This is a genomic window from Thioclava sp. SK-1 (genome assembly GCF_001705665.1).
GTDB lineage: Bacteria > Pseudomonadota > Alphaproteobacteria > Rhodobacterales > Rhodobacteraceae > Thioclava.
Genome location: NZ_MDHA01000065.1, coordinates 31,859 through 54,385 on the forward strand (window position 1 = coordinate 31,859; position 22,527 = coordinate 54,385).

The following is a 22,527-nucleotide window of genomic DNA, read 5'->3' on the forward strand; positions in this document are numbered from 1 at the left end:
AGGAAGACCCAAATGACCAAGATGATGATCGGCGGCGCCCAGATCGGTGGTATCCAAAAAGACGAAACCCGCGAACAGGTCGTGGCCCGGATGATCGCGCTGATGGATCAGGCGCATGAAAAAGGCGTTGAATTTATCGCCTATCCAGAAATGACCCTGACGACATTTTTTCCACGGTTCTACGTCGAAGACCGGGCAGAATTTGACCATTGGTTTGAAACGGAAATGCCAAACCATGCCACCGCGCCATTATTTGCGCGTGCCAAGGAATACGGCATGGGCTTCACATTTGGCTATTGCGAGCTGACCCCGGAAGGAGAGCATTTCAACACATCGATCATCGTCAATCCCGCCGGTGAGATCGTGCTGAAATATCGCAAAACCCACTTGCCGGGCCATGCGGAATTTGAGCCAGAGCGCACGCACCAGCATTTGGAAAAACGCTACTTCCTGGCGGGTGATACCGGGTTCAATGTGGTGCGCAATCAAGATGTCATCATGGGGATGGCGATCTGCAATGACCGCCGCTGGCCTGAAAGCTGGCGTGTGATGGGGTTGCAGGGCGTGCAGCTGGTGTCGATTGGCTATAACACACCGTCGCAAAATAACCTATCCAAGGAAGAAGGGATTGAACGACGCATGTATCACCATGAGCTTTCGGTTTGTGCGGGGGCATATCAAAATTCGACCTATGCGATTGCCGTCGCGAAATGCGGTATGGAAGATGGTAATCACATGTTTGCCGGTTCGCTGATTGTGGATCCGGACGGGTTTGTGATTGCCAAAGCGACGGGTGAGGGCGATGAGCTGTTGGTGGCTGAGGCCGACTTTGACAAATGCGCCTTCGGTAAATCAACGGTGTTTAATTTTGAAGCGCACCGCCGGATCGAGCATTATGGCCTGATCGCAACGCAAACCGGTGTAAAGGAACCCGTGTAATGACATTTGATACCGTCATCCATTCCGGCACGGTCGTCACAGCTGACGGCCAATTCAAAGGGGATATTGGGATCACAGGCGGGCGCATTGCGGCCGTCAGTGAGGTAATTTCCGGCGGTAAGACCCGTGTGGATGCCGGTGGCCGCCTTGTGATGCCGGGCGGGATTGAGGCCCATGCACATATCGCGCAGGAATCTTCGTCCGGGGTGATGACTGCGGATGATTACCTGTCTGGGTCGATTTCTGCGGCGTTTGGCGGTAATTCATCGTTTATTCCGTTCGCAGCACAGCAACGCGGTCAATCTGTGGATGATGTCATTGCCACCTATGATGCGCGCGGGGCACGGTCGGTTTTGGATTATTCCTACCATCTGATCATTAGCGACCCGACGCCCGATGTGCTGAACGATCAGTTGCCACGCGCGTTCAAACGCGGGATCACCAGCTTTAAGGTTTTCATGACGTATGATCTGATGAATCTTGGTGATGGCGGGATGCTGGATATCTTGTCGGTGGCGCGCGATCATGGCGCGATCACAATGGTCCATGCCGAAAATAACGATATGGTCAAATGGATGAACAAGCGTTTGGCGGCCAAGGGGCTGACGGCGCCGAGATATCATGCCATTTCGCGTCCACAATTGGCCGAGGAAGAGGCGATCAACCGTGCGATTCAGCTGGCCAAGCTGGTGGATGCCGCCTTGTTCATCGTGCATGTATCGACGGAAGGCGGGGCCGATATCGTGCGGCGCGAAAAATTCAATGGTGCAAAGTTATTTGCAGAAACCTGCCCGCAATATCTGGCGTTGACCCGCGATGATCTGGACCGTCCGGGCATGGAGGGGGCGAAATATATCTGCTCTCCACCGTTGCGTGGGCACGATACGCAGGATGCGCTGTGGCATCATATCGCGCATGGCACGTTTGAAAGTGTCAGCTCGGATCACGCGCCTTATCGATTTGACGACACTGGGAAATTTATCAACGGCTCCGATATCCCCTATCCGAAAATCGCCAATGGGATGCCCGGTATCGCGACGCGCCTACCCTATTTATTTTCGGAAGGGGTGGTTAAGGGTCGCATCACGCCGGAGCAATTCGTGGCGCTATCTGCGACCAATGCTGCGAAGACCTTTGGCTGCACCACCAAGGGCCGCATCGCGCCGGGCATGGATGCCGATATTGCGATCTGGAACCCAGAGGCGAAGCGCGTTGTCCAGTTGCAAGATCAGCATGATAACATGGATTATTCCCCGATGGAGGGGATGGAGCTTGTCGGCGTGCCAGAGGTGGTGATGAACCGCGGCCGCACCATTGTGTCACATGGGGAGTTGATGGCGACCGAAGGGCAGGGGCAGTTCTTTGCCCGCGCACCGGTGGATTTGCGGGGACGGTCGGGCTTTACCGCGCCGGAATTCGATCCGGCACAGAATTTCGGATCGGACCTTCGCTAATGGGGAAAATTCTGATCATCAATCCCAATAGCGCCGCAACCGTGACAGAGGGGATCGAGGCGGCGGTGGCGCCGCTTGGCCCGCATTTTGAGGTGACCGATATCCCACATGGTCCGGCGACGATTTCTTCTGATGAGGATGTCGCACGAGGCGGGTTGAATGTGTTGGAATTGGCGCGGATGCGACCCGATGCCCGTGCTATCATCACCGCATGTTTTTCGGATCCCGGTTTGGATCTTTTGCGCGCAGAGCTGTCGATTCCGGTGATTGGCACGCAAGAGGCAGGGATTTTAACCGCCCTTGCGCGGGCGGATAATTTCGGCGTCATCGCTCTGTCAAAGACATCGATCCCGCGGCATTTGCGCAAAATTCGCGCGATGGGAGTGGAAAGCCGATTGACCGGGGAGTTGCCCTTGCCGGGCGTGTCTGCTGAAGCCTCTGGCAGGGATGAGGCGGTTTATGCGTTGGTGCGGGACGCTGCCGTTCAGTTGGGTGAACGCGGGGCCGGGGCTATCGTATTGGGCTGCGCAGGCATGGCACCCATTCGTGCGAGGTTGGAACGCGATACCGGTTTGGCCATTGTGGACCCGGTTCTGGCAAGCGCAGCAATGGCGCTGGGAACGGTAATAGGGTGAAGTTGGGTCGAATTGAAGATATGCCGGATGTCTCGCTGCGGTTGCTTGAGATATTCGCCGCCATGATGCGCTGCGCCACAACGGTTGAAACGGCAGAGTTTCTGGGAATCTCGCAACCGGCCGTTTCCTCGGGCTTGCGGCAATTGGAAAGCCAGCTTGGCATCACCCTATTTGAACGCACGGGACGCCGCTTGCAGCCCACGGCCGAGGCGCGCGACCTATTTGAAGAAATTCGGCCCTTATTTGGCATTTTACGCTCTTTTACAACGCGGGCGCGTGACATGCGTGTGGGCCGGGTCGGTCGGTTGCGGGTAATGTCGACACCTCCGCTGGGCTATTCCGTCGGCCCCAAGGCGCTGCGTGGCTTCTTGGCAGGCCGACCGGATGTGACAATTTCCTATGATGTGCGGCGGCTGGAAAATGTGCTGGAGTCGATTGAAACCGGTCAGGCCGATATTGGTTTGATTTTGAACGCTGAAAAGCTTGAAACAGTGAATTCCGAAATCATTCAGCGAAGTCAGATGGTTGTTTTGCTGCCCGAAGCGGATCCGCTGGCGACCGAAAGCTGTATCACGGTGGAGCATCTTGTAGGGCGTGCGATTATTGGCATTGATCAGGCGTCGCAATTGGGGCGTTTGGTGGCCAAGGGCTTCGCGTTGGGCGGCGTGCGCTATCAGCCACAGATCGAGGTCCGCTATTGCCAGACGGCGGCGGCCTTGGTGGCAGATGGTCTGGGGCTGACCGTGGTTGATCCCTACTCAGCACAGCCCTATCTGGAGGGTCGCGGCCTGGTGGCGCGCCCCTTTATGCCAGCCTGTGAAATACGCGCCTCACTGCTGACGCGCAAAGGCGTGCCGCATTCCAGCCTGCTGCTAAGTTTCATGGAAGAGCTGCGCCGGCAGGTGAACGGGTAACCCGCCACCAGCGTAGAATTGCAGCATAAAGATTTGTATGATTGCATAATCTTTTTAAGCGCCGCGCTTGATGCATGAATTGGCAGTTGCGCCGCTTCATTGGGCGCTTGGTTTTGCGGAGCGTAATCCTGCCCATAGTGATTCCCGTGAAACATACGCCGCGGGGCGGATGGGCGGATCTTATCGGTTGACCGGGATGAAGGTGACTTCGGTTGGCGGCAAAAGCAAAGCCCCGCAAGCAGTTAGCTTGCGGGGCTTAGTTTGGTGCCCAGAAGAGGACTCGAACCTCCACGCCTTGCGGCACACGGACCTGAACCGTGCGCGTCTACCAATTCCGCCATCTGGGCCGGTTGGTAGGGCGGCTTTTACGGTCAGGTCAGGGGGCTGTCAACGGGATTTTCTTATTTTCTTCATATGAAATTCAGACACTCCCGGCGCGACCCCTATAAGACGCCGGAATCCCCTTGTCCCACAAAGGGCTTGGCGGTAATCAAAGGATGAAAATATGCAAGGGAAGGCCCAGCCGATGTCGAAGCTTGTCACGATTTATGGCGGTTCTGGATTTGTCGGACGCTATATCACCCGCCGGATGGCGAAAGAGGGTTGGCGCATTCGCGTTGCCGTGCGTCGTCCGAACGAAGCAACGTTTGTCAAACCCTATGGCGCGGTTGGGCAGGTCGAACCGGTTCTATGCAATATCCGCGATGATGCCTCTGTCGCCGCCGCGATGGTGGGTGCAGATGCGGTCATCAATTGCGTCGGTATCTTGAACGCACAGGGCAAGAACAGCTTCGGTGCTATTCAAGCCGAAGGGGCTGGACGCGTTGCCCGGCTTGCCGCGCAGGAAGGCGTTGAGACATTGGTTCATATGTCCGCCATCACCGGTGGCGCGCAAAGCGATTATGCAAAGTCCAAAGCCCTGGGTGAAGAGCAGGTGCTGGAGCATTTCCCAGCCGCCACGATCTTGCGCCCTTCGGTGATGTTCGGAACAGAAGATCAGTTCTTTAACAAATTCGCGGCGATGACACGGTTCTCTCCGGTGTTGCCTATCACGGGGGGTGCGACGAAATTCCAACCCGTTCATGTCGACGATGTCGCCCAGGTTGCGGTTCTGGCCGCAAACGGTAAGGCATCGGGCATCTATGAGCTGGGTGGGCCAGATGTCATGACCTTTAAGGCGCTGATGCAAGAGATGTTGGATGTGATCATGCGCCGTCGCGGGGTGGTCAACCTGCCATCGGGTATCGCGTCGCTGATGGGTGGCGTGTTCGACGGGCTGCAAAAGCTGACAGGTGGCTTGTTCACCAACACGGTTTTAACCCGCGATCAGGTCAAAAGCCTTGCGAAAGACAATGTCGTGTCAAAGGGGCAGAAAACCTTTGCTGATCTGGGTATCCAGCCAGTTGCGATGGCATCGATTTTGCCAGGCTATCTGTGGCGTTTCCGGCCGCATGGTCAATATGACGCGATTCAATCCTCAGCCAAAAATATGCGTCAATCACGTTCATGAATGATACAATTGCTGCCGCGATCCTTGGGTTTCTTGAGGGTCTAACAGAATTCCTGCCGGTCTCCTCTACAGGACATGTCTTGATAGCGGGGGATCTGCTGGGGTTCCATTCCACTGCGAATGCATTCGAGGTTGTGATCCAGCTTGGGGCCGTTTTGGCCATTCTTGGGGTCTATGCCAAAAGACTTTACGATGTATTTTCCGCCGCGCCGCATGATCCACAGGCGCGGCGTTTTGTTTTTTCAGTTCTGCTGGCCTTTTTGCCCGCTGTGGTGATCGGCGTTCTGGCGCATGACTTTATCAAAGCGGTGCTTTTTGAATCGCCGGCATTGATTGCGGTTATGCTGATCCTTGGCGGGATTGTCCTGCTGTGGATTGATCGAAAAGATCTGACGGTTGAACATGACGATGCCATGCGTCTGCCACTGAAGACCGCGTTTTGGATCGGGGTTATTCAATGCCTTGCGATGATCCCGGGCACATCTCGGTCAGGGTCGACTATCGTTGGTGCTATGTTGATGGGCGTTTCCAAACGCGCTGCGGCAGAATTTAGCTTCTTTTTGTCCATGCCGACGATGGCAGGGGCTTTTGCCTATGATCTCTATAAAAATCGCGACATCCTATCGGTTGACGATCTGCATCTGATTTTGATCGGGTTTGTGATGGCCTTCGTGTCGGCGATTATCGTTGTGCGCGGGTTGTTGGATTTCATCAGCCGGCATGGTTATGCGCCTTTTGGTTGGTGGAGAATCATTTTCGGTTCGGCGGTTTTGATGGGGATTGCAGTAGGATATATCTAACTAGGTAACGCATACTTACCTAAATACGAGAAATTCTCGCGCGGAAGTGTGGTTATTATGTAAAAAAGACGAAATTGGGTCAGCCTTCCTGACTTTTATTGGGAATTGATCCGGTGTAGCAAGACGCAACTCAAGGATTCCGCAGGGAGGCGCAGCCATGGCCAAGCAACGCATGCTGAAATTCGTTTCGACCAATAAAGAGATGCCGAATAAGCGCGGGGCAGATACCCGCGCGCAGGATTTCAATGAAATCTACGCAGAATTCGCAACGGCCAAAGCCGAAGAGCAAGCCAGCCGCTGCTCGCAATGTGGTGTGCCATATTGCCAAACGCATTGCCCATTGCATAACAACATCCCAGATTGGCTTCGCTTGACTGCCGAAGGGCGTCTGGAAGAGGCGTATAACATCAGCCAGGCTACGAATACCTTCCCCGAGATCTGTGGCCGTATCTGCCCGCAGGACCGTTTGTGCGAAGGCAATTGCGTCATTGAACAATCGGGCCATGGCACGGTTACCATCGGTGCGGTGGAAAAATATATCACCGATACCGCGTGGGAAAACGGTTGGGTCAAACCAGTTGTCGCCAACAAAGAGCGCACTGAAAGCGTCGCAATCATTGGTGCAGGGCCGGGAGGTCTGTCGGCTGCGGATGTGCTGCGCCGTCAGGGTGTGCAGGTCACCGTATATGATCGCCATGATCGCGCCGGTGGTTTGCTGACCTATGGTATCCCCGGCTTTAAGCTGGAAAAAGACGTTGTGATGCGCCGTATCGAACAGCTTGAAAAAGGCGGTGTTGAATTCGTGCTGAATTGTAATGTTGGGACGGACATCACCTTCGACGCGATCCGTGGCAAACATGACGCTGTGCTGATCGCAACCGGGGTGTATAAAACCCGTGACCTGCGTGATCCGGGCGGCGATGCGGCTGGTATCGTGCGTGCGATCGATTATTTGACCTGCTCGAACAAGCTGAGCTTCGGTGACAGCGTTCCCGAATATGACGACGGCACATTGAATGCCAAAGGCAAGAATGTGGTTGTCATTGGGGGTGGTGATACGGCGATGGACTGTGTGCGCACGGCCATTCGGCAGGGCGCGACCTCGGTGAAATGTCTGTATCGTCGGGATCGTGCGAATATGCCCGGCTCGCAACGCGAAGTGCAAAACGCCGAAGAAGAAGGTGCGGAATTCGTCTGGCTTGCGGCACCCAAAGGCTTCAGCGGAAACCCGGTCAGCGCAATGACCATTCAGCAGATGAAATTGGGGCAACCCGATGCGTCGGGCCGTCAATCGCCAGAGCCGATTGAAGGCGGGCTGTATGAAGAGAAAACTGACCTGGTCATCAAAGCCCTTGGGTTTGAGCCGGAAGATCTGCCAGAGCAATGGAACGCCGACGATCTGGAAGTGACCCGTTGGGGCACGGTCAAGGCGGCGTTCGGCACACATGCGACCAATCTTCCCGGCGTTTATGCCGTGGGCGATATCGTGCGCGGTGCGTCTTTGGTGGTTTGGGCCATTCGTGATGGCCGCGAAGCTGGCGAAGAGATCATCCGCTTCCTCGATGGTGCGACCGCAGTCGCAGCAGAGTAAACGCGTTTAGGGACACCGGCCTTGGCGCATCTTAAATGGTGCGCCAAGGCTGTCCTTGCATGATGAAAGGCTGACTTGGGTGAAACTGGCATCTTACATGCTGGCAGGGTTTGGGGCGCTAAGCGCCTTGCCTGCGCATGCCGATGATTTGTTTGTCCCACCGCCGGGCTGTGCATTGACGATGACGGTTCAGCTGCGCGAATGTCAGGTGGCCAATCATTTCCAATGCGCGTCGGATCCTGGCGGTGAACGTTGGATTTCCTATGCCGACGGGCAAGGAGAATATTTCCTGTCGCGGATTGATCATCAAACACGCTGGGTCGAAAGCATCAGCCTTGAAACCGGTGAAATCGATTATCTGGATGTGCAGGCCTCGGCGGATCATGCATCTTTTGATACTTTGCTGGATGCGGGGCGCGATGATTATGATTTTGTCACGCTGAATAATTTCGGAGAAACCCGCCGGTATGTTGGGCATGATCAGCTGACGGGACAGACAGTGACCATTGATGGTGTACCACTGGAACGCAGTGAGTTTTCTGTAAAAACGCTGGATGGCGCAGGGAATTTCATTTCAAGCCGCAGCGGATTGCAATTTATCAGCCGTAAGATGCGCGTATTTTTCGGCGATAGCGAAGACTATAAGAACGCGTTTGGGGATGAGGCATCAAGCGCCTCTCCTCCGGCAAGTTTCGCCTTCCCCGGGGATGCCGGGTTTGGCGCAAGCACCCCTGTATTCGATTGCGATATGATGATGACGCAGTTGGATATGGGCCAAACCCGATGGAAGGCAGAGCAATGATCCCGATCACGCCGATGCCGGCAGAGCTACCGCTGCACCTAAGCTATGTTCCGGGGACCGGAAAACGGCTTGTGATTTCATTTTCTGGCGTTGGCACAGAGCGCCATAGCGTGCCAGAGATTGAATTTGGCCGCACCGCTTGGATGGATGAAGAGAACCACGTCCTGTTTGTGGCCGATGAAAGCCGCAGCTGGATGAACCATCCCGGCCTCGCCGAAATGATAGTTGAGACGATCGAAGATCTGGCTGAGCATCTTGACGTGACAGAGATCTGCGCCATCGGCAATTCAATGGGTGGCAGCGCCGCGCTTATTCTGGCGTCGCAGATGGCCGTGGACCGGGTCATTGTGTTTTCGCCGCAATTTTCGGTGCACCCCGATGTGATACCAGAAGAAAGCCGTTGGATGTTCTTCCGCAAAGAGATCGAAGATTGGCTCTATCCGACAATGCCCGATCTGACGGATTCGCAAACAGATGTATTGATGCTTCACGGCGGCACGGATCGGGAGCGGGCGCATGCGCTGCGCTTTCCTGACACGTCGCGGTATCGGCATTTCATTTTCCCAGATGAAGATCACAATATTGCGCCCATGCTGCATGAAAGCGACGCATTGGGCACGATCGTTCATCGTGCATTGCGCGGTCAGATGACCCGCGCGTGCTCCACCATCAAAGCCGCGGGCGGTGTGCATCGCCGCACCTATGAGACCCAGCGGCTCAACGACTTCTCCGAGGAGGCATAACATGACCAAATACGACGAAGCCTGGGTTGCCCGCGAGAAAGCCAAGCGGGCTTGGATGGCGGATAACACGCTGTATCGCGAAGATGATGAAAAGGCCTCTTGCGGGGTTGGCCTTGTGGTGTCCATTGACGGTAAAGCATCACGTAAAGTGGTGGCCAATGGTATCGACGCGCTGAAAGCGATCTGGCATCGCGGAGCAGTGGACGCGGACGGCAAAACCGGTGATGGTGCAGGTATCCACCTGCAAATTCCTGCGCCGTTCTTCTATGACCAGATCCGCCGCACCGGGCATGAGCCGGATACGCAAAAGCGTATCGCAGTGGGACAGGTGTTCTTGCCGCGCACCGATTTCGGCGCACAAGAGCGCTGCCGGACCATCGTGGAAACCGAAGTTCTGCGGATGGGCCATTATATTTACGGCTGGCGCCACGTTCCCGTTGATACGTCGTGCCTGGGCGAAAAGGCCAATGCGACGCGTCCGGAAATTGAACAGATCCTGATCCGGAATGAGAAGGATATCGACGAAGAACAGTTCGAACGCGAATTGTATATCATTCGCCGCCGGATCGAAAAATCAGCCATCGCAGCACAGGTCGGCGAGCTGTATATGTGTTCGTTGTCGACCCGGTCGATCATTTATAAAGGCATGATGCTGGCAGAACAGGTTGCGGAATTCTATCCCGACCTGAAAGACGAGCGTTTTGAATCGGCCTTTGCGATTTATCACCAGCGGTATTCCACCAACACTTTCCCGCAGTGGTGGTTGGCACAGCCCTTCCGTATGTTGGCCCATAACGGTGAGATCAACACGATCAAAGGCAACGTCAACTGGATGAAATCGCATGAAATCCGTATGGCCTCGAAGGCTTTCGGTGACATGGCAGAAGATATCAAACCAGTGATCCCGGCAGGATCATCGGATTCCGGTGCGCTGGATTCTGTGTTTGAATTGATGGTCCGTTCGGGCCGGTCTGCGCCGATGGCGAAAACCATGCTGGTGCCAGAAGCTTGGTCGAATTCGACCGAGGAAATGCCTCAGGCGTGGCAAGACATGTATGCCTATTCCAACGCCGTGATGGAGCCGTGGGACGGCCCGGCCGCCTTGGCAATGACAGATGGCCGCTGGGTGTGTGGTGGTCTGGACCGTAACGGGTTGCGCCCGCTGCGTTATGTGGTGACAGGCGATGGCGTTCTGATCGCCGGGTCCGAGGTGGGCATGGTGCCTACCGATGAAGCCACGGTTGTGGAAAAAGGCGCGCTTGGTCCGGGCCAGATGATTGCTGTCGATATGGCTGAGGGTAAGCTGTATCACGACAAGGAAATGAAGGACCTTCTGGCCGAAAAGCGCCCCTTTGGCGACTGGATCGAAAAAGTCACTGATCTGTCAGAGATGATGCGCGAATTGCCTGAAAAGCCGATGTTTACCGGCGATGACCTGCGCCAGCGTCAAAAAGCTGCAGGCTATACGGTCGAAGAGATTGAACAGATCCTTGCGCCGATGGGCGAAGATGGCAAAGAGGCGATTGCCTCAATGGGTGACGACACGCCACCGGCGGTTTTGTCAAAGAAATATCGCCCACTTAGCCATTTCTTCCGCCAGAACTTCAGCCAGGTGACGAACCCGCCGATCGATAGTCTGCGCGAAAGCCGCGTAATGTCGTTGAAAACGCGCTTTGGCAACCTGCGCAACGTGCTGGAGGAATCCGGCGCCCAGACAGAGATCTTGATCCTTGATACGCCATTCATTGCGAATGAAGAATTCAAGAAGATGGTGTCGGAATTCGGCGAAAGCGTTTGCCTGATCGACTGCACCTTCCCGGCGGACGCCGATCAAGAGGCGCTGCGTCTTGGCCTGCAACGCATCCGCGAAGAGGCCGAAGATGCGGTGCGCTCTGGCGCGGGCCATCTGGTGCTGACCGACGAACATCAGTCGGCGGAAAAAGTTGCGATGCCGATGATCCTTGCGACTTCGGCTGTGCATTCGTGGCTGACGAAGAAAGGTCTGCGCACGTTCACCTCGATCAATGTGCGGTCGGCGGAATGTATCGACCCGCATTACTTTGCTGTTCTGGTGGGGTCGGGGGCGACCACCGTCAACGCCTATCTGGCAGAAGACACGCTGGCCGATCGGATTGATCGCGGATTGTTGGATGGCACCTTGCTGGATGCCGTGCGCAAATTCCGTGCCGCCATTGATGCCGGTCTGCTGAAGATCATGGCAAAGATGGGGATTTCGGTCATTTCGTCCTATCGCGGCGGTTTGAACTTTGAGGCCGTGGGCCTGTCGCGTGCGATGGTGGCGGAATATTTCCCCGGCATGCATTCGCGGATTTCGGGCATTGGTATCCACGGCATCCAGCACAAGCTGGAAGAGGTGCACGCGCTTGGTTGGAAAGGCCAGCAAGATGTTCTGCCTATCGGTGGGTTCTATAAATCCCGCCGTTCGGGCGAGAAACACGCCTGGGGCGCGCAGTCGATGCATATGCTGCAAGCGGCCTGTGACCGTGCCAGCTATGATTTGTGGAAACAGTATAGCGCGATGATGAAGGCGAATCCGCCGATCCATATTCGTGACCTGCTGGATGTAAAACCATTGGGCAAGCCGGTTCCGATTGAGGAAGTCGAATCCATTACTTCGATCCGGAAGCGTTTCGTGACGCCGGGCATGTCCTTGGGCGCATTGTCGCCAGAGGCGCATAAGTTGCTGAACGTGGCAATGAACCGGATCGGCGCCAAGTCGGATTCGGGTGAAGGCGGCGAAGATCCGGCGCATTTCGTGCCTGAACCCAATGGTGACAACCCATCGGCCAAGATCAAACAGGTGGCGTCGGGCCGGTTCGGTGTGACTGCCGAATACCTGAACCATTGCGAAGAGCTTGAGATCAAGGTTGCCCAAGGGGCGAAACCGGGCGAGGGCGGTCAGCTTCCCGGCATGAAGGTCACCGACCTGATTGCGCGTTTGCGCCATTCCACCAAAGGCGTGACACTGATTTCGCCACCGCCACACCACGATATCTACTCGATCGAAGACCTTGCGCAGCTGATCTATGACCTGAAGCAGATCAACCCGAAGGTCAAAGTGACGGTGAAACTGGTGGCGTCTTCGGGCGTTGGCACGATCGCGGCAGGTGTGGCCAAGGCCAAAGCGGATATCATCTTGATCTCTGGCCATAATGGCGGCACGGGCGCATCGCCTGCGACCTCGATCAAATTCGCAGGTCTGCCGTGGGAGATGGGTCTGACCGAGGCGCATCAGGTTCTGGCGATGAACAACCTGCGTGAGCGCGTAACTCTGCGCACAGATGGTGGTTTGCGCACGGGACGCGATGTTGTGATGGCGGCGATGATGGGGGCCGAGGAATATGGTATCGGCACCGCTGCGCTTGTTGCGATGGGCTGTATCATGGTGCGTCAGTGCCAGTCGAACACCTGCCCGGTGGGCGTCTGCACCCAGGACCCCGAGCTGCGTAACAAATTCACGGGTTCTGCGGATAAAGTGGTCAACTTGATCACATTCTATGCGCAAGAGGTGCGTGAATTGCTGGCCTCCATCGGGGCGCGCTCCATGGATGAGATCATTGGCCGTGCGGATCTGTTGACACAGGTCAGCCGTGGATCGGCGCATCTGGACGATCTGGATCTGAACCCGCTTCTGCTGACCGTGGATGGGTGGGATAAAATCGTCTATGATCGCTCCAAGCCGCGCAACTACGTGCCTGATACGCTGGACGCAGAGATCATCCGTGATGGTGCGCGTTTCTTCGAAGAGGGCGAAAAGATGCAGCTGTCCTATGCCGTGCGCAACACGCATCGGACCATTGGCACGCGCGCATCGAGCCATATCGTGCAGAATTTCGGGATGCGCAACGCGCTGCAACCTGATCACCTGACGGTAAAGCTGACCGGGTCCGCCGGGCAGTCACTGGGGGCCTTTGCGGCGCCGGGGCTGAAGATCGAAGTGTCCGGCGATGCCAATGACTATGTCGCCAAAGGTCTGTCGGGCGGTATCGTCACCGTGCGCCCGCCAATGTCATCGCCGCTGAAAGCGTCTGAAAATACGATTATCGGCAATACCGTGCTTTACGGTGCTACCGATGGATATTTGTTCGCAGCAGGCCGCGCGGGCGAGCGTTTCGCCGTGCGGAACTCTGGCGCGAAGGCGGTGATCGAGGGCTGCGGCACCAATGGTTGTGAATATATGACCGGTGGTGTGACCGTGATCCTTGGGTCGATCGGGTCGAATTTCGGCGCGGGTATGACTGGCGGCATGAGCTATCTGTATGATCCTGACGGGGTCGCCGAGGATCTGATCAACCCGGAATCCTTGGTTACCTGTGGCCTAGGCCATGCGCATTGGGAAGCAGAGCTGAAAGGCCTGATCGAACGTCATGTCGAAGAGACACGCTCGCAAAAGGCGCTGGATATCTTGCAAAATTGGGATGTCGAAAAGGCAAACTTCTTACAGGTATGCCCGAAAGAGATGCTCAAGCTACTGCCCTATCCGCTAACGGATGAAGCAGAGGCGGTCCCCGCAGAGTAAAGCGGATCCGACCTTTGGTGGATGCCAAAGCCATCCGCTGACAAAGACATTATACGCCCCGGTAACGCAGGTTGCCGGGGCGTATCCTTTGGGGCCAGCGTCATAGCGCAAATACGCCCCAAACGCGGGTGATAGCTCGCCCCGATTGCGCCTCTGACGCTCGGCTCATGCCACAAAGGCGAGGGTGTAACAGTGTAACGACGGAGCCGCCTGCATTTGGTCACTGCCAATATACCATCAGTTGGCACTCCTGACTGATTTGGCAGTTGCGTTCTGTCAAATTATATTATTTATTTCAGTGCTTTATGATTTATGCGCTTCCCGCACTTAGCATAAGCACGCAGGGCGGTAGCCAAAAAATGGCCAGCAATACGAGCCCTAAAACGTTCATACCGGTATTGGCCATCCGCTATTCGTCCAGCACCATCTCCATGAGCTTGTCGCCGTCGATCATGTCGCGATCTCTCGCCGGATCAGCGAACCTGCGGAGATTGATCTTATATGTGGGAGAGGAGACAATCCTGCCCGGCTTCTCATTGGGTATCAGCGTCATGCTGGCGTTGAACTCCTCGACAAGCCGGACGGTCTCGGAGGCTTTGCCAACGCGGGATTCCCCCCGTGACCAGCAAGCCGCGCGCCTCGAAATGCCAGCCGATGAAAGCTATGCTGAATGTCACTGAGAACTGACCCGGTATTTTCACCGAGCTTTGACCCACTCTTCATTCTGCGCCGTGGTCTATGATGTGGTCAATGTTTTGGTCTCCTTTCGTGTTTTCTTTGCAGCCTTAGCGCAGGCCTTGAAGCGGTAGCTATCGTTTCCGGTCTTGAGGATGTGACAGCGGTGTGTGAGGCTCTCGAGGAGCGCGGTTGTCATCTTTGCGTCTCCAAATACCTGCGCCCATTCCGAGAAGCTGAGGTTGGTGGTGATGATAACGCTGGTGCGCTCGTGACGCAGGCTCCTGCTGGATCATGACGCATGGCGCTTCTCCGCAGTTTGTTTCAACCCATCATAGCGATCCACATTGGCCTCTGGCGTTGTTTGCAATGCCAGCGCGTCCGACGGATCGACCTCGGGGTGATCTGTCGGCTTGCGGTCGATCAATCGGTGCAGCAGATTCAGAATATGCGTTTTGGTCGGTACACCCGCTTCCAGCGCCAGTTTTACCGTGCACAGGACGTCTTCCTCATTGTGCTGAAGAACCAATGACAGGACATCGACCATCTCTCCGTCTCCGCCCTGTTTGCGTAGCATATGAGCCTGCAATTGACGGAAAGCGTTTGGCATCTCCGCGAACGGGGCGCCATTCCGAAGGGGCCCCGGTTTGCGTTGGATAACAGCGAGATAGTGGCGCCAGTCATAGATGACCTTGCCGGGTTTGCGATGAGACCGCTCGATGATCCGCGTATGCTCACAGACCGTTTTCCCTTCAGCGACCACGACCAGCCGATCAGGGTAGACATGCAGGCTGATCCGGCGGTTCGCAAAGCTGGCAGGCACACTGTAGCGATTGCGTTCGAAGGTTATCAGGCATGTTGGCGATACGCGTTTGCTGTGTTCGATAAAGCCGTCAAATGCTGGCGGCAGCGCCATCAGCATGGGTCTCTCGGCCTCCCACGTCAGCGATGGACCCCGGCAAAGCCTTGTGCGGTGTCTCTGCCCAAAGAGCGATACAGCGATCTTCAAGCCATTGGTTTAACTCGCCCAAGCCAGCAAAAACCGGCATGACCTGCCACATACGGTTGCGCGCATCCTGCACATTCTTCTCAACCTGACCCTTCCCCCAGCCCGCTGCCGGATTGCAGAACTCCGGTTCAAAGACATAGTGGCTGGCCATGGCTTTGCAGCGCGCATTGACGTCTCGCTGCTTGCCTTTGCCAACGCGGTCAACTGCCGTCTTCATATTGTCATAGATGCCACGTCCGGGGACGCCGCCAAAAACCCTGAACGCATGCCAATGAGCGTCGAACAGCATCTCATGCGTTTGCAGCGGATAAGCGCGTACCAAGAACGCGCGACCTGAAGTTTGACCCGCTCACCACCAATGTTGGCCCAGTCCTCGCTCCAATCGCATTGGAACGCTTCGCCGGGCTGGAACACCAACGGCACATAGGTGCCGCGCCCCGTCGTCTGTTCCGCTTCATGCTGATCAGCGCGCCACGCTCGTGCAAAAGCCGCCACGCGTTCATAGGAGCCGTCATATCCCAGCCTCACCAGATCAGCATGCATTTGCTTTACCGTCCGCCGCCCTTTGCGTGACTTCCGCGTCTGGATCAAAAGCCAAGTGGACAAACGATCCGCATAGGGATCCAGCTTGCTTGGATGCTTGGATGCTTGGATGCTTGGATGCTTGGATGCTTGGGCGTCTTGAACTGTGGCTCTACCGCGCCTTCGCGCAGATACATCCTGATCGTATTCCGAGACAAACCCGTCCGCCGGGCGATCTCGCGTATCGGCATTTTGTCACGCAATGCCCAGCGTCTGATGACACTCAAAAATCCCATGTCGATCACTCCAAATCCCCCCAACCAAAACCGTCGGGGCAGGGTGTTCACACGGGTTAATTTTCAGTGACAATCAACACACCGGTTCCGATTGAACCGAGGAGGTAATCGACAAGCCAACGCCGCCCTGTATCGCGTTGCCATCGTGAGAATGCGAAGCCACGAACCCACGCTTGCCTATGCCCAGAAACGCATGAAAGACGGGAAAAGCAAAAGCGAGATCATTCGTTGCCTGAAACGCTATATCGTTCGCGAAATCTACAGCCAGCTCTGCGTGCCGGAATCAGCCCGGATTGCCGCTTGACGAATATAGGAGCTTCAATGCGGCGGTCGAGGCGTGCTTTAAAACCATCAAGGCTGAACTGATCTGGCGACGGTCGTGGGAAACGTGCAGGCAGGCTGAGATGGCGATCTTCGAATACATCAATGGCTTCTACAATCCGCAGCGCCGGCACCCAGCATTGGGGTGGAAAAGCCCGGTCGCCTTCGAACGGAAGGCGGCTTAAACGAGCACTTGGGGCGGCATCAAACCGTGACAGGTCCAAAAATGGCCGCGTAAACTCTACGTCCAAGCCTCCGTAAAAATGGGGGGATTACCGGTAGACCGCCAGTGAAATCCGTGCCGACCCTCATTTCCGAGAACCATCCGAACCGTCCGTTTGCGGACTTCAAGCGTATATTTTTTTGGTTGTTTTTCTAATAATTATCCATCCTACTAAGGGGTTGGAGCCTCCGACAAACCCGCAGCGATTCACTCGATCGATCGAAGGACGGAACCATGTCACGAGGGCGAGCTTTGCTTTCCGTCGTCTTGAGGCTTGATGAGGTTGGGAGAGCGAGCAGCAGTTGGCTTCGAGTGATGAAACTCATGTTTTGCTAGGACAAATCCCAAACTCGGGTCTGATACACCCAAATTCACACCGGATTGGATAATTCTAACGGGAAATTGGTCGGAGCGAGAGGATTCGAACCTCCGACCCCCTGCTCCCGAAGCAGGTGCGCTACCAGGCTGCGCTACGCTCCGACCGTGGGCGGGGAATTACCCCCTCCAAAGGCGTAATACAAGAGAAAAAACAGTGCTAACCCTTCGGTCGCCGTCCGCGCGCGGCGCGCTCTGTCATCGGCGGAAAGAAGTTTTCCCGCTTGAGCATGCGATATAAAAGTGAGCTACGCGGAGCGATTGCAGTTTCCACGCGTTGGCGGGTTTGCAAGACTGGCGTATTCTCAGACGTGCCGGCTGTTCCTTCGCGGAACACGATATACATGCCCGACCCAATCACTACGGCGGCACCGACAAGGGTGATCGTGTCGACGCTTTCATCAAAGAATGCATAGCCAAAAATAACCGCCCAGACGATTTGGGAATATTGCATGGGCGCGACGATCACCGCCTCACCTGCGCGATATGCCAGAATGGTGATGAACGACGCAATAAGCCCGAACAAGGCGATGATGCCCATCAGGCCCAGGTCAGAGAGCTCCATCGGGACATAGACAAAGGGCAGGGCGATCCCCATCACCAAGAAATTGCCCATCATCGGATAGAGTAATAAGACGATAGAACGTTCTTCTGCGCCGATCTTGCGCACGATCACAGAGGCCATTGCATTGCAAAATGCCGCAAGCATCGCCGCGGCATGACCAAGCGCAAGGTCGGCTTGGCCCGGACGCACTACGATCACCACGCCAATCAGACCAACGATCACCGCCATCCAACGCCGAAACCGCACCGTCTCGCCCAGAATTGGGATCGATAGCACCGTCACCAACAATGGCGATGCAAAGAGGATGGGATAGACCTGCGCCAGCGGCAGTGTGGTAAACGCATAAAAGGCAGAAACGCCGGTAATGATGGTGCAAGCTGATCGCAAAATGACCCAGAACGGATAGACAGGGCGTAGGTGGCCTGCCTTTTTTTCATTCAGCATGATGAATGAGATCAGCGGGAACCCCAGCAATGCGGCCACAAATACGATCTGAAACGCTGAAAAATGACCACCAAGCGATTTTACAACAGCATCATGGGTGGCATAGATCGCCATTGCCAGCAGGCCCAGAAGAGCCCCTTTCAGATTGTTGCGTGCGTCCATTATTGCTCTCCCCTCATGTGACTGAAGCTACAGTGCAATCCGCCCATGGCAAGGGGGGCGACGATAGAAAGCGCTTGTGGGAAGTTGGTTGGATGGATTTGTCGGATTATTATGCGCGCGGCGCCTGCGCGGATGGTTCGATACCGCGGCTATGATGTGCCTTGGCGGATGCCGAGCTGAAGACATGTTGGCGAAGGCATTCGCCAACATGCTGATCTTATATGATATTAGACGACCTTGGGCTTGGCGCCCTCAGTTTCTGTATCCGTGACGATCGTCGGGGCGACAGTGGCTGCCCCGACAGGGTCGACAATTTCGGCATCTTCCGGTGCAGCAGCGGGGGCTTTGCTGGCATTTGGAGCAGGTTCAGATATGTCTTGCGACACCGGGGTCACAGCGGGTTGCCCAACAATCACCGGCAGCATTTCCGCTCCGTGCGGCAAGGGCTGTTCGGTTTTTGTCGGCTCGCGCCATGTCAATGTATCGAAGCCACCACAATTGTCACAGATCGGCATCCATTCGGGTTGAATGGTCTGGCATTTGTCACAGCACCACTGCGGGCCACGCGGGGCAGACAGCGCACGCGCCAGCCAGCCGCGTACAACAGCGTCATCCGCGCCTTCACCGCGTTCGATCGCGGCAAGGATCGCCATGACCCGTGCGGTTGGGTGGGTTTGCGCCAGATCGCCAATCGCGCGCCGCGCCTCTGGGAAGTTCTCGGCAGCGATGTTCAGCTCGGCCTTCAGCAGACGAGTCTCTTCATGATCGGGGCGCAGAACCAGAAGTTTCTGGAACCGTTTCAACCGCGCCTGCGCATCTTCTGTGGGTTCAATTTCCGCGAAGACGGTGGCCAGGTCAGGATGCGGCTGCGCCTCCCATGCTTTCTTGATCACGCGAATCGCGGCTTTGGGTTTTTCTTTAGCGATATAGGTGCGTGCTGCCATTGCCGCCGCCGGAATAAGGTCGGGCGAAGATTTGTTGGCAGCGATCGCAGCCTCTTGGGCCTCTATGCTGGCGCCTTCGTCCAGAACCACTTTGGCCTCTTGCAATGCCAAAACGGCATCGCGGCGTTTGTGGAGGTCTTTCGGCAGTTCCCCTGTGGCACGTTTGGATTTCAGCACCTTGCGTGCATCAGCCCATTGGCCTTTTTCAGTGGATAGCTTGAGCAATGTGTCTTGCACCTCGACATTGCCGGGTTTCAAACGCCAGGCTTTCTCGGCCAGCTTCATCGCGGTATCGGTGTCGCCCTCCGCAAGTTTCTGGCGCATCAATCCGCGAATGCCGACAAACCGGGTGCGATCATCGGTCAGCAGCACTTTGTAACTGTCTGTGGCGTTTTTAGTGTCGCCTGCCATTTCATGTGCCTGGGCGGCAACCAGTTGTGTAACCTGAGGTTTCTGCAGCAGGCGTTCAGCTTTTTTCACGCTGGACGTGGCCTGTTTGGGATCACCCGCTGCGGTCGCCAAGATTGCATCCGAAAGCGCCTGATACCCTTTGCGTTCGCGGTTGCGGTCAAAATACCGCGACAGCGCAGTTTCGTCACCGTTCAGGAAACGCAGAAGCGCGACGATCAGGCCGACGATGCGAATGGTCAACCAGACGGCCACGAAAATGAGAAGCACGCCGATGACGGCCATCAATGGGCTAAGGGTGAATTCGGTGTTCATCGCGGTGATGCGAATGGCTTCGCCGCTTTCCAAAAGCTGCATCGCGCCCAAAGTGATGGCGGCGACAAGGATGAAAAACACGGCGACTTTGATAAATGACCAGAGCATGGCGGCCTCCTTAATTCGCGTCGGTGCCAAGCTGATCAAGTGCGCTTAGCGCGTCGATCCGCTTTTGGGCCTGTGCCACCCAATCGGCCATTGCTGCTTGGCCTGCTTCGGGCAAACCCGAAACATCGGCTACGGCAGTGTCGAAATCTGCGTGATCAACCGCGGTTTGCGCGCGCGATAATACGGCGTTGGGCGTGTCGCCCTCTTGCTCGTTCAGCGAACGTGCGCCGGTTTGCGTCAGGAAAAATGTCTTTAGTTTATCCCCAGCGGACGCATTTTGCGCAGCTTGTTTGCGTGATGCATCCAGGGCGGCGCGGGCAGGTGCAGCAAAGCTGCTTTGCAGGGCCTCAATCGACGGAACATCGGCAGTCAACGCGTCAGGCACGTTGTAATCAGCGGCCTGCAGATCGGCGATGGCCTTATCTGTGGGGGCGCCGCTGTCCAGCGCGGCAGCCAGACGTGCAATGGCCGCCTGTGCCAAGGCTGCGTTTGCGGCGGATTGGCTGTCAGCGCGCAATTTCGCGGCCTGCTCTTCCGCGGCAGTGATCTTATCCTGTGCCTCTTGGGCTGCTTGGGCGATGCGCTGCTGGATTTCTGCGCCGCCACCATCTTCGACCATCGCCTTCAGCGATGCGATTTCCGCCTGCATAGCGCTAAAATCCGCAGATCCGCCGCTCGTGTCATTTCGGGCCTCTAGCGCGCTGAGCCGATCATCTAACCCGGTCAGGGCATTGCCCAAATCAGATGCGGATGAAATCGCCTCATCAATCCCGTTTTGCACACCAGACAGATCAGGCGCTGCCAGAGGAGAGGCTTTGACCGATTCCAATTCCTGGGTCAGGGCATCCAGACGTGCCGCCAGATCGGATAGGGATCCGTCAATTTGCCCGGCGTCGGTTTCCGGCATGAATTTTGCTGAAAGCGCAGGCGGTAGCTTTGGCAGAACAAAAACCATCGCGCCGGCGCCGATAACTGCGGCGATCACACCACCCAGCAACAGTGGCAAGAAGCCACTGCCTGAGGAATCGGCGGCGGGCGCGACCGGCGACGCGGCGTCTTTGTCTTCGGATTTGTCCGCAGGCGCGTCAGCGATGTCGGTCGGTTCGCTTTCCTCGTCTGATTTGGGGACCAAGATCGGCGCGGCGTCACCTGTTACGCTGTCGGGTGCATCACTGACTGGCGTATCTTGCGCGGCGGTATCTGTGTCACCCTCGTTGGGACGGGAGGCCGCGACGATATCGTCTTCGCCCACATGCGCCTGGGTGTCCAAAGTCACCGCGTCATCGTCGGTCGACGCTTCGCTTTCCGTTGTCCGATTCGGCGTTTGATCCGCCATTGCCTCGGTTTGATCCGATGTCTTCTCTTCGGGTTCCGGCACGGCGGTCCTCCTAAAAATTCTAAAGGCAGTGGGCTAAGCCTGCATCACCTTAGTGCTGTGTTCGGGTCCGCTCAACCCGCATTGCGTAGACGATGTAGACGCGCCAATGTGTTAAGAACGCCTGACGCATCTGGCTGTTCCGCGATTAAATGTGATTGCGCTGTGATTGCGCCCAGGGCATTGGCCGTGTTTTGACTTATGGATACAATATATAGATCTGCTGTCATCGATGTATCCATATCCTGTAGTGCCTGTGCAAGGCGCTGTGCAGATTTTTGTGAAAACAATGGCACTATAACGGCACGCCCCCCACAAAGGGCATCGCGCATTTGCGTCGAAGCGGGGCAATTTTTCTGCTTATAAACAAGGCATTCTTGAACTTTGGTCCCATGCTTTTGCAAAAGTTGGGCGATGGAAACGGCAATTTCTTGCCCGCGATAATGCACAAAGGGGCCGGGGTAGGCTGCAATCAGGCCAGCCAGACCGGTGGCATCGCCCGGACCTGTGATCACATCGCGAAATCCGGCCTGACGTGCTGCGGCTGCGGTGCGTGGCCCAACACAAAACGCACGGCCAAGCGGGGGGAGGTGGCCATTCAGAAACGGTATCACCCCATTCTCTGAGGTAAAAATCGCATCACCCTTATGCGGAACCACCGGGCAGGGGGAAATTTCGGTTAACGGTGATATGACAATCGTGGCAGGGCCGAACCGGGCCTGATACAGCTGGGCAAACCGTTCGGACGCCGCTTCAGGGCGTGTCAGCAGTAATATAGCATCCGATGGTGCTGGGGCTTGGGATTGTCTCGCCATGATGCCAGTGCTACCCCCAGACAGCCTGTTATGCAATTGAGG

The 22,527-nt window shown here is 56.1% G+C and carries 15 protein-coding genes, 2 tRNA genes and 3 pseudogenes; 12 read left to right on the forward strand and 8 right to left on the reverse strand.

Features of this window, described 5'->3' with window-relative positions:
- The first annotated feature begins 12 nt into the window (after positions 1 to 12).
- Genes BFP70_RS15005 through BFP70_RS15020 form a run of 4 tightly spaced genes read left to right on the forward strand, consistent with a single transcriptional unit; the run spans position 13 to position 3,942 of the window.
- Positions 13 to 939 (forward strand): N-carbamoyl-D-amino-acid hydrolase, encoded by a 927-nt coding sequence (locus tag BFP70_RS15005; RefSeq protein WP_066012465.1) that lies wholly within the window; start codon positions 13 to 15, stop codon positions 937 to 939.
- Positions 939 to 2,393, forward strand: a complete 1,455-nt coding sequence (hydA, locus tag BFP70_RS15010) for a dihydropyrimidinase (RefSeq protein WP_066012466.1) — start codon at positions 939 to 941, stop codon at positions 2,391 to 2,393. The genes BFP70_RS15005 and hydA overlap by 1 nt, the downstream gene beginning before the upstream one ends.
- Positions 2,393 to 3,028 carry an aspartate/glutamate racemase family protein gene (locus tag BFP70_RS15015; protein WP_066012467.1) on the forward strand — a complete coding sequence of 212 codons (636 nt, stop codon included), beginning with the start codon at positions 2,393 to 2,395 and terminating at the stop codon, positions 3,026 to 3,028. Before hydA ends, BFP70_RS15015 begins: the two co-directional genes overlap by 1 nt.
- Before the next feature lie 20 nt (positions 3,029 to 3,048).
- Positions 3,049 to 3,942 carry a LysR family transcriptional regulator gene (locus BFP70_RS15020; RefSeq protein ID WP_066012559.1) on the forward strand — a complete coding sequence of 298 codons (894 nt, stop codon included), beginning with the start codon at positions 3,049 to 3,051 and terminating at the stop codon, positions 3,940 to 3,942.
- A 262-nt stretch (positions 3,943 to 4,204) separates the two neighbouring features.
- Here the strand turns inward: BFP70_RS15020 and BFP70_RS15025 are convergent.
- Positions 4,205 to 4,289 (reverse strand) — tRNA-Leu (locus BFP70_RS15025).
- A gap of 179 nt (positions 4,290 to 4,468) precedes the next feature.
- On the opposite strand from BFP70_RS15025, the gene BFP70_RS15030 reads away from it, so the two are divergent.
- The 7 genes from BFP70_RS15030 to BFP70_RS20795 all read left to right on the forward strand — a co-directional run bounded on the left by BFP70_RS15030 (position 4,469) and on the right by BFP70_RS20795 (position 14,608).
- Positions 4,469 to 5,452 carry a complex I NDUFA9 subunit family protein gene (locus tag BFP70_RS15030; protein ID WP_066012560.1) on the forward strand — a complete coding sequence of 328 codons (984 nt, stop codon included), beginning with the start codon at positions 4,469 to 4,471 and terminating at the stop codon, positions 5,450 to 5,452.
- Positions 5,449 to 6,252, forward strand: a complete 804-nt coding sequence (locus BFP70_RS15035) for an undecaprenyl-diphosphate phosphatase (RefSeq protein ID WP_066012468.1) — start codon at positions 5,449 to 5,451, stop codon at positions 6,250 to 6,252. The genes BFP70_RS15030 and BFP70_RS15035 overlap by 4 nt, the downstream gene beginning before the upstream one ends.
- 157 nt (positions 6,253 to 6,409) lie before the next feature.
- Positions 6,410 to 7,843: an NAD(P)-dependent oxidoreductase gene (locus BFP70_RS15040; protein WP_066012469.1), complete on the forward strand. Its 1,434-nt coding sequence runs from the start codon at positions 6,410 to 6,412 to the stop codon at positions 7,841 to 7,843.
- Between the two features lie 79 nt (positions 7,844 to 7,922).
- Positions 7,923 to 8,645 (forward strand): hypothetical protein, encoded by a 723-nt coding sequence (locus BFP70_RS15045; RefSeq protein WP_255356731.1) that lies wholly within the window; start codon positions 7,923 to 7,925, stop codon positions 8,643 to 8,645.
- Positions 8,642 to 9,388 (forward strand): alpha/beta fold hydrolase, encoded by a 747-nt coding sequence (locus tag BFP70_RS15050; protein WP_066012471.1) that lies wholly within the window; start codon positions 8,642 to 8,644, stop codon positions 9,386 to 9,388. Before BFP70_RS15045 ends, BFP70_RS15050 begins: the two co-directional genes overlap by 4 nt.
- Before the next feature lies 1 nt (position 9,389).
- Positions 9,390 to 13,928, forward strand: a complete 4,539-nt coding sequence (gltB, locus tag BFP70_RS15055; RefSeq protein ID WP_066012472.1) for a glutamate synthase large subunit — start codon at positions 9,390 to 9,392, stop codon at positions 13,926 to 13,928.
- A 359-nt stretch (positions 13,929 to 14,287) separates the two neighbouring features.
- The gene (locus BFP70_RS20795; protein WP_141693222.1) at positions 14,288 to 14,608 is read left to right on the forward strand and encodes a hypothetical protein; all 321 of its coding nucleotides are present in this window, start codon (positions 14,288 to 14,290) and stop codon (positions 14,606 to 14,608) included.
- 56 nt (positions 14,609 to 14,664) lie between these two features.
- On the opposite strand, the pseudogene BFP70_RS20435 reads toward BFP70_RS20795, so the two are convergent.
- Positions 14,665 to 14,877: pseudogene (locus tag BFP70_RS20435) on the reverse strand (ATP-binding protein); the annotation flags it as partial.
- Positions 14,878 to 14,895: 18 nt separating this feature from the next.
- Positions 14,896 to 16,430, reverse strand: a pseudogene (istA, locus tag BFP70_RS15060) (IS21 family transposase).
- Between the two features lie 320 nt (positions 16,431 to 16,750).
- Between istA and BFP70_RS15065 the strand changes: the two are divergent.
- Positions 16,751 to 16,936, forward strand: a pseudogene (locus BFP70_RS15065) (IS3 family transposase); the annotation flags it as partial.
- A 441-nt stretch (positions 16,937 to 17,377) separates the two neighbouring features.
- On the opposite strand, the gene BFP70_RS15070 reads toward BFP70_RS15065, so the two are convergent.
- From BFP70_RS15070 to BFP70_RS15090, 5 genes are all read right to left on the reverse strand, one after another.
- Positions 17,378 to 17,454: transfer RNA gene (locus BFP70_RS15070), tRNA-Pro, on the reverse strand.
- Positions 17,455 to 17,509: 55 nt separating this feature from the next.
- Positions 17,510 to 18,520: a DMT family transporter gene (locus BFP70_RS15075; protein WP_066012474.1), complete on the reverse strand. Its 1,011-nt coding sequence runs from the start codon at positions 18,518 to 18,520 to the stop codon at positions 17,510 to 17,512.
- Positions 18,521 to 18,747: 227 nt separating this feature from the next.
- Complete coding sequence (locus BFP70_RS15080) at positions 18,748 to 20,295, reverse strand: heme biosynthesis protein HemY (RefSeq protein WP_066012475.1); 1,548 nt, start codon at positions 20,293 to 20,295, stop codon at positions 18,748 to 18,750.
- Between the two features lie 10 nt (positions 20,296 to 20,305).
- Complete coding sequence (locus tag BFP70_RS15085) at positions 20,306 to 21,673, reverse strand: COG4223 family protein (protein WP_066012476.1); 1,368 nt, start codon at positions 21,671 to 21,673, stop codon at positions 20,306 to 20,308.
- A gap of 71 nt (positions 21,674 to 21,744) precedes the next feature.
- On the reverse strand, positions 21,745 to 22,485 hold the full coding sequence (locus BFP70_RS15090) for a uroporphyrinogen-III synthase (protein ID WP_066012477.1): 741 nt from the start codon (positions 22,483 to 22,485) through the stop codon (positions 21,745 to 21,747).
- Positions 22,486 to 22,527 lie beyond the last annotated feature (42 nt).